Annotated in this window: 6 protein-coding genes and 2 pseudogenes; 4 read left to right on the plus strand and 4 right to left on the minus strand. The window is 71.9% G+C overall.

The window, feature by feature from the left end; genetic code table 11:
* The 3 genes from C1J00_RS36200 to C1J00_RS36210 all read right to left on the minus strand — a co-directional run.
* A partial coding sequence (locus tag C1J00_RS36200) for a FluC/FEX family fluoride channel (RefSeq protein WP_146046321.1) occupies window positions 1-249 on the minus strand: 249 nt, incomplete at its 3' end.
* Between the two features lie 326 nt (window positions 250-575).
* Window positions 576-833, minus strand: coding sequence for an ArsR/SmtB family transcription factor (locus C1J00_RS36205; protein WP_102913173.1), 258 nt, complete (start codon window positions 831-833; stop codon window positions 576-578).
* Window positions 834-1,274: 441 nt separating this feature from the next.
* The gene (locus tag C1J00_RS36210) at window positions 1,275-3,296 is read right to left on the minus strand and encodes a beta-galactosidase (RefSeq protein ID WP_102913174.1); all 2,022 of its coding nucleotides are present in this window, start codon (window positions 3,294-3,296) and stop codon (window positions 1,275-1,277) included.
* A gap of 170 nt (window positions 3,297-3,466) precedes the next feature.
* On the opposite strand from C1J00_RS36210, the pseudogene C1J00_RS47325 reads away from it, so the two are divergent.
* The 4 genes and pseudogenes from C1J00_RS47325 to C1J00_RS36230 all read left to right on the plus strand — a co-directional run.
* Window positions 3,467-3,906: pseudogene (locus C1J00_RS47325) on the plus strand (hypothetical protein); the annotation flags it as partial.
* Window positions 3,907-4,119 (plus strand): annotated as a pseudogene (locus C1J00_RS36220) (carbohydrate ABC transporter permease); the annotation flags it as partial.
* Window positions 4,116-5,147 carry a LacI family DNA-binding transcriptional regulator gene (locus C1J00_RS36225; RefSeq protein ID WP_102913175.1) on the plus strand — a complete coding sequence of 344 codons (1,032 nt, stop codon included), beginning with the start codon at window positions 4,116-4,118 and terminating at the stop codon, window positions 5,145-5,147. The pseudogene C1J00_RS36220 and the gene C1J00_RS36225, both read left to right, overlap by 4 nt.
* A 73-nt stretch (window positions 5,148-5,220) precedes the next feature.
* Window positions 5,221-5,646, plus strand: coding sequence for a MarR family winged helix-turn-helix transcriptional regulator (locus C1J00_RS36230; protein ID WP_102913176.1), 426 nt, complete (start codon window positions 5,221-5,223; stop codon window positions 5,644-5,646).
* Window positions 5,647-5,756: 110 nt separating this feature from the next.
* Here the strand turns inward: C1J00_RS36230 and C1J00_RS36235 are convergent, their stop codons facing one another.
* Window positions 5,757-6,155, minus strand: coding sequence for an SseB family protein (locus C1J00_RS36235; protein ID WP_102913177.1), 399 nt, complete (start codon window positions 6,153-6,155; stop codon window positions 5,757-5,759).
* Window positions 6,156-6,337: the final 182 nt, after the last annotated feature.

Genomic DNA, 6,337 nt, shown 5'->3' on the forward strand with positions numbered 1-6,337 from the left:
GGGGTGGGCGGTGCGGGTCTCGGTGATGACCACCATGAACACGCCGATCACGGCGCAGCCGGCGATGTTGACCCAGAGGGTCGTCCAGGGGAAGCCCTGCGGGGGCGTGGTCCACCACAGGGAGGCCGCGTAGCGGGCGGTCGCGCCCACGCCCCCGCCGAGCGACACGGCAGCCACGACGGGTGCCTGGGCGCGCCAGGAGGCCGGATGCCGGACCGGAGGGAGGAGGCGCTCTTCAGGGGCCGTCATGGTGGTATGTCTCCTACTCGCCGGGGCCCGGGTCGTGCGGGCGCGTGCCGTCGCAAGTAGGGACCGTTGGCGGCGTCACTGCCGCGGTTCGGGTACGGCGGGCCCCACCGCCGCGCCGCGGTGGATGCCCGCGGCCGCGTTCAGGTTAACCCCGGGAGCGGAGCGGGGTCACGTCGGGGCAGGTGCCAGGACCCGGCCGTGCGGGTCGGCGACCCAGCCCTCGGGGCCGGCGCCCGACTCGACGTAGCGGCGTGGGACGAGTGCCGTGGGACGGTCCATCGCGCGTGTCCTTCACCGTCGGGGGCGATACCGCCGTACCGGGCCGCCTACCAGCCCTTCTCAAACATCCGGGCGACCTCCGCGATCCGCATGTCGTCGCGGTGGTAGCGCACGCGGCCCGCGGAGCTGCTGGTGCGCAGCATGCCGGTGGCCTCGAGCAGCCGGAGATGGGTGACGGCGACCGGGCGCGGCAGCGAGAACCGCTCGGCGACGGCGTCCGCCGTGACACCGTCCGCCGCGGCCCGGGGTTCCTTCAGCCAGGCAAGGATGCGCAGCCGTGTCTCGTCGGTGGGAGTCCTCAGCATCTCGTGCCCCTGCCTCGCGGCTTCGCCCTCTCACCGCGTCTTCCCACTGTCTCGCAGTCGACGCCACCGCGTCCGGGCTTCGACGTCCTTGACCGATACCGAACTCCCGCCCGGCACCGTGGAGTTCGCGCGGGGCCACGACATGAGAGGAGGGGTCCCGAAGTCAGACCCCTCCCCCGCGCACTCAGCGGTGCCGGAACCAGGACATCGACGGCAGCGCCCGGTCGTCGTAGCCGAACAGCGCCTGGTTCTCAAAGGCGTTGCCGGAGGCCCCGTCGGTCGGGTCCCAGTCGTTGCCGTTCACCCCGCAACGTGGGGGTGGGGAGTGCCTCTCACCCGGAGGCGACGCCTCTCACCCCGAGGCGCGGTGCCTCTCCCGCGGAGGCGGGTGAGGATCCCTCCGCCCGCGGCTCGTGGCACGCACGGGCGGAGGGGGTCGGTTCAGCCGTCGAGCCGGACGACCCGGACGGCTCCGGCCGGGACGGACAGAGGGCCGGTGGCGCGGTCACCGGTCAGCAGCTCGGTGCCGGGGGCCTCCAGCGGCACCTCGGCGTCGGAGCCGGTGTGGTTGACGGCGAAGAGGTAGGTGCCCGACTCGCCGGTGCGGCGGACCACTTCGACGTCCCGGGGCAGATCGGCGCGCGGGGGGATCCCGGCGTCCTCGCCCGCCCGGCCGAGCAGCGCGCCGAGACCGTCGACACCGAGCCGGGTGGAGACGTACCAGGCGGTGCCCTCGCCGAGGCGGTGCCGGGTGACGGCGGGCAGACCGGCGGCCAGGCCGTCGGCGTAGACCGAGACGGTCTCGGCGCCGCGCGGCACGACGAACTCCGTCCACACGTCGGCGGACAGCTCCGTTCCGTCGAGACCGGTGACGCGCACCCGTTCGCCGGGCAGCAGCGGTGAGAACTCTTCGACGGTGAGGCCGAGGACGTCCCGCAGCGGGCCCGGGTAGGCGCCCTCGTGGACGGCGTCGTGCTGGTCGACGATGCCGGAGAAGTACGAGACGACCAGTGTGCCGCCCTGCTCGACGTACGCCTTGAGGTTGTGACCGGCCGCCTCGGTCATCAGGTACAGGGCCGGTACGACGACAAGGGGATACCTCGACAAGTCGGCTTTCGGGTGGGCGAAGTCGACCGTAAGGTGGCGGTCGTAGAGGGCCTCGTAGAAGGCGTCGGCGCGCTCGCGGGCGTCGTGGTCGACGCTGGGGCGCCAGTCGAGGTTCTGCGCCCACCACGAGTGCCAGTCCCAGAGCACGGCCACGTCGGCCTCGGTGCGGGTGCCGCGGATCTCGCTCAACGCCTCGACGCTCGCACCGAGTTCGACGACCTCGCGCCACACGCGGGTGTCGGTGCCGCCGTGCGGGACCATCGCCGAGTGGAACTTCTCAGCGCCGCGCCGGGACTGGCGCCACTGGAAGAACAGGGCGCCCTCGGAACCGCGCGCCACGTGTACCAGGGAGTTGCGGGCCATTTGGCCGGGGGCCTTGGCGGGGTTGCGGGGCTGCCAGTTGACGCCCGAGGTGGAGTGCTCCAGCAGCAGCCAGGGGGCGCCGCCCGCAACGGAGCGGGTGAGGTCGGCGGCCATCGCCAGGTTGACGTGGGTGCGGCGGCCGTCGGTGATCAGGTAGTGGTCGTTGGTGACGAGGTCGACCTCGCGGCCCCAGGCCCAGTAGTCGACGGAATCGCACTGGCTCAGCGCCGTCATGAAGTTGGTGGTGACCGGGACGCCGGGTGAGAGGCGGTGCAGGATGTCCCGCTCCATGCGGAAGTTCTCGCGCATGGTGGCGTCGGCGAACCGCTTGTAGTCCAGCGCCTGGCCGGGGTTGACGGCCGCGGGGGTGAGCCGGGGCGGGTTGATCTCCTCGAAGCCGGTGTAGCGCTGACCCCAGAAGGCCGTGCCCCAGGCCTCGTTGACCCCGTCGACCGTGCCGTAGGTGGTCGCCAGCCAGCGGCGGAAGTGGGCGGCGCAGGAGTCGCAGTAGCAGGCGGAGACGGGGACGCCGTACTCGTTGTGGACGTGCCACATCGCCAGGGCCGGGTGGTCGCCGTAGCGCTCGGCGAGCTTCGTGGTGATGGCCGCGGCGGCGGTGCGGTAGTCGGCGTTGCTGTGGCAGATGGCCGCGCGGGAGCCGAACTCGTAGCGCACTCCCTCCGCGGTGACGGGCAGTGCTTCGGGATGGGCCCGGTAGAACCAGACGGGCGGGACGACGGTGGGAGTGCCGAGGTCGACGCGGACGCCGTGCTCGTGCAGCAGGTCCAGGAGCCGGTCCAGCCAGCCGAAGTCGTAGCGGCCGGGCGAGGGCTCCAGCAGCGCCCAGGAGAAGATCCCGACGCTGACCATCGTGACGCCGGCCTCCCGCATCAGCCGGACGTCCTCCTGCCAGACGCTCTCCGGCCACTGCTCGGGGTTGTAGTCCCCACCGAAGGCGAGCCTGGTGAGGCCCCTGGGGGTGGTCTCCGGCATGGAAGGTCTCCCGGTTGGTCGATCAGTTGGGAACGTGCACACACAGCAACGCAGCGCGCATGCCAACATAACCGCACAGCAACAACCATTGACAAGGGTCTGGGATGTTTCTCTACTGTGAACGCTCACAGAAACGGGCAGGCCCTCGCACCAGGCGAGGGCCCAGGTCGGTGAGAGATCCGCCGTACACGCAGCGCCACCGCCTCGTGACAACCGCCGCCGCCATAGCCCTCGGCGCCGGCACCCTCGCCGCCTGCGGCTCGGGATCGGGGACGGTGAGACGAATCGGGTCCGGCCTCGCTGACGTACAAGGGGCCGGGCAAGAAGGACCGGATCACCGTCAGGTGAAGAAGCAGGCGTCCGGTGACACCCTGGTCACCAAGATCCTCACCGCGCACAAGGCGGGCAAGGCGCCCGACCCCGTGCAGGCGGAGTACCAGGCGCTGCCCACCCTGGTCAGCAACGACGCGCTCGCCGACATCTCGGAGAACGCTCCGCCAACGACTCCGGCCTCTTCGCGGGCCTCACCCAGCAGGCCGGCGCCAAGTGGTGGACGACGTGCGGCGAGCAGTGGAAGGTCTGTATCAACGACGCGGCGACCCGGAAGGTCAACTTCCTGCTGCCGTACATCATGCTCAGCGACGACGAGAAGTTCCGATCACGCTCGGCCTGTTCACGTTGCTGGAGCAGGGCGTCAACACCCCCGCGCTGTACACCCTGGTGATAGGGGCGCCTGCTGGCGGTGCTCCCGCTGGTCGCCCTGTTCCTGGTCGTCCAGCGGTTCTGGAGCCTGGATCTGCTCTCGGGAGCCGTAAAGTCATGACCATGAACGCTGCGGGAGGCAGGCGCAGGCCGCCCACGATCCATGACGTGGCACGCGAGGCCGGTGTCTCGCGCGGCACCGTCTCGCGCGTCCTGAACGGCGGGCACTACGTCAGTCCGGCCGCCCAGGAGGCGGTCAACGCGGCCATCCGCAGAACGGGTTACGTCGTCAACCGCCACGCCCGCTCCCTGATCACCGGGAGGTCCGACTCGATCGGCTTCCTGCTCACGGAGCCGCAGGAGAGGTTCTTCGAGGACCCCAACTTCAATGTCCTGCTCCGCGGCTGCACCCAGGCGCTCGCCGCACACGACATCCCGCTGCTGCTGATGCTGGCGGGCACCGAGGACGAACGGCGGCGCATCACGCGGTACATCACCGCCGGGCACGTCGACGGGGTGCTGCTGGTCTCCAGCCACTCCGGTGATCCCGTCGCCGAGCGGTTGCGCGAGGCGGGGGTGCCGCTGGTCGCGTGCGGGAAGCCGATCGGGCTGGCCTCCAAGGTGAGTTACGTGGCCGCCGACGACCGTGACGGCGCCCGCGACATGGTGCGTCATCTGCTGTCGCTCGGGCGGCGCAGGGTGGGCACGGTGACCGGCCCCCTGGACACACCCGGCGGCGTCGAGCGCCTCGCCGGCTACGGGGAGGTGCTGGCGGAGGCGGGCCTGGAGTTCGACGAGCGGCTGGTCGTCTCCGGTGACTACAGCCGGGCGAGCGGCGAGGCGGGCGCCGAGCACCTGCTGGCGCGGGCGCCGGACGTCGACGCGGTGTTCGTCGCCTCCGACCTCATGGCGCAGGGAGTGCTCACGGCCCTGCACCGGGCGGGGCGGCGGGTTCCCGAGGACGTGGCCGTCGGCGGTTTCGACGATTCACCGGCCGCGGTGGCCGCCCGCCCCGAGCTGACGACCATCCGGCAGCCCTGGGACCGCATCAGCAGCGAGATGGTGCGGGTGCTGCTGGCCCAGATCGGGGGTGAGGATCCGGCGGCGGTGATCCTGCCGACGGAGCTGGTGAAACGGGAGTCGACGTGACGCCGTGAGGACGGGCCGGTAGCCCGTATGCATGCACGGTCATGGAACCGTGCGCCGGTGTTACCGTTCCCGTATGGCGGCGAGGACGGCTGGTGGGCAGCTCGAGGACCGGTGGCGGGACATCCTGTCGGCGCACGCGCGCACCATGTGCGAGATCGACCGGGCGCTGCATCCGCACGGCCTCGGCGCGTCCGACTTCGAGGTCCTGGACATGCTCGCGACCGCGGCGCCCGAAGAGGGCGAGCAGTGCCGGGTGCAGAACCTCGTGGGGCGGGTCCACCTCAGTCAGAGCGCGCTGTCGCGGCTGATCGCCCGGCTGGAGAAGGACGGGCTGGTGGCGCGGTCGGTGTGCGCGGAGGACCGCCGGGGCGTGTGGGTCGCCCTGACGGCCAAGGGCCGTGACCTGCACGCCGAGGTGCTGCCGCTGCAGCGGGCAGCACTGACCCGGGCACTGGGCGAGGAACCACCCAGGCCCGGATCGCGCCGGTCGCCCTCCTAGGCCCGCGCGTCCGCGAAAGTCCCCGCCTGCCCCGACGCCTGGCACACACTCGCCGCACCGGAGGCCGCGGGGCCGTCCTCCGGGCGGACGACGGGAGCAGTGGACGCGACCTAACGGGCCAGCAGGGTGCGCACCCCCTCCGAGGTCAGCGTCAGGCGGTGCTCCGAACTGCCGTCGATGGTGAGCGACAGGTCGTCGGCCGGCCACTGCGCGGCAAGGGCCCCGAGGGGCACCAGGCGGTAGCGGGAGACGAACGGCAGCAGCCCGGCCATCTCCACCTCGGAGGTGAACACGGGCACCACCGGTTCGCCGCCCGGCTGCTCCAGCACCGGCAGCGCCACCGCCGAGGGGTTGGCGGCGTCCGAGTCGTTCGCGTCGTCGGGCACGGGGATGAGCACGTCGCTGTTGGCGAGCGCGTCCAGAGCCGCCGTGTCCTCGGTGTTGTCGGAGAGGACGTCCAGAGCCCGCTGGGCGGGCGTGGGCGTGGGGTCGTTTGCGGGTGTCTCCATGGCAGATTCCCTGGTTGCGGCGGTCGTGCGGCCCGCCCGGGGCATGATCCGCCCCGGGAACGGTCCTGCTCGCGTACCCGAACGGGACCGGGGCAACCCTGATGGATCTCCGGGGTTCGTGGGAGCCCGGGGGAGATCTCGTGGCGAGCCGGGGGATACCGGGCCGCCGGGGAGGCCTGGGC

Origin of the sequence: Streptomyces cahuitamycinicus (genome assembly GCF_002891435.1) — a bacterium.
In the GTDB taxonomy this organism is placed as follows: domain Bacteria; phylum Actinomycetota; class Actinomycetes; order Streptomycetales; family Streptomycetaceae; genus Streptomyces; species Streptomyces cahuitamycinicus.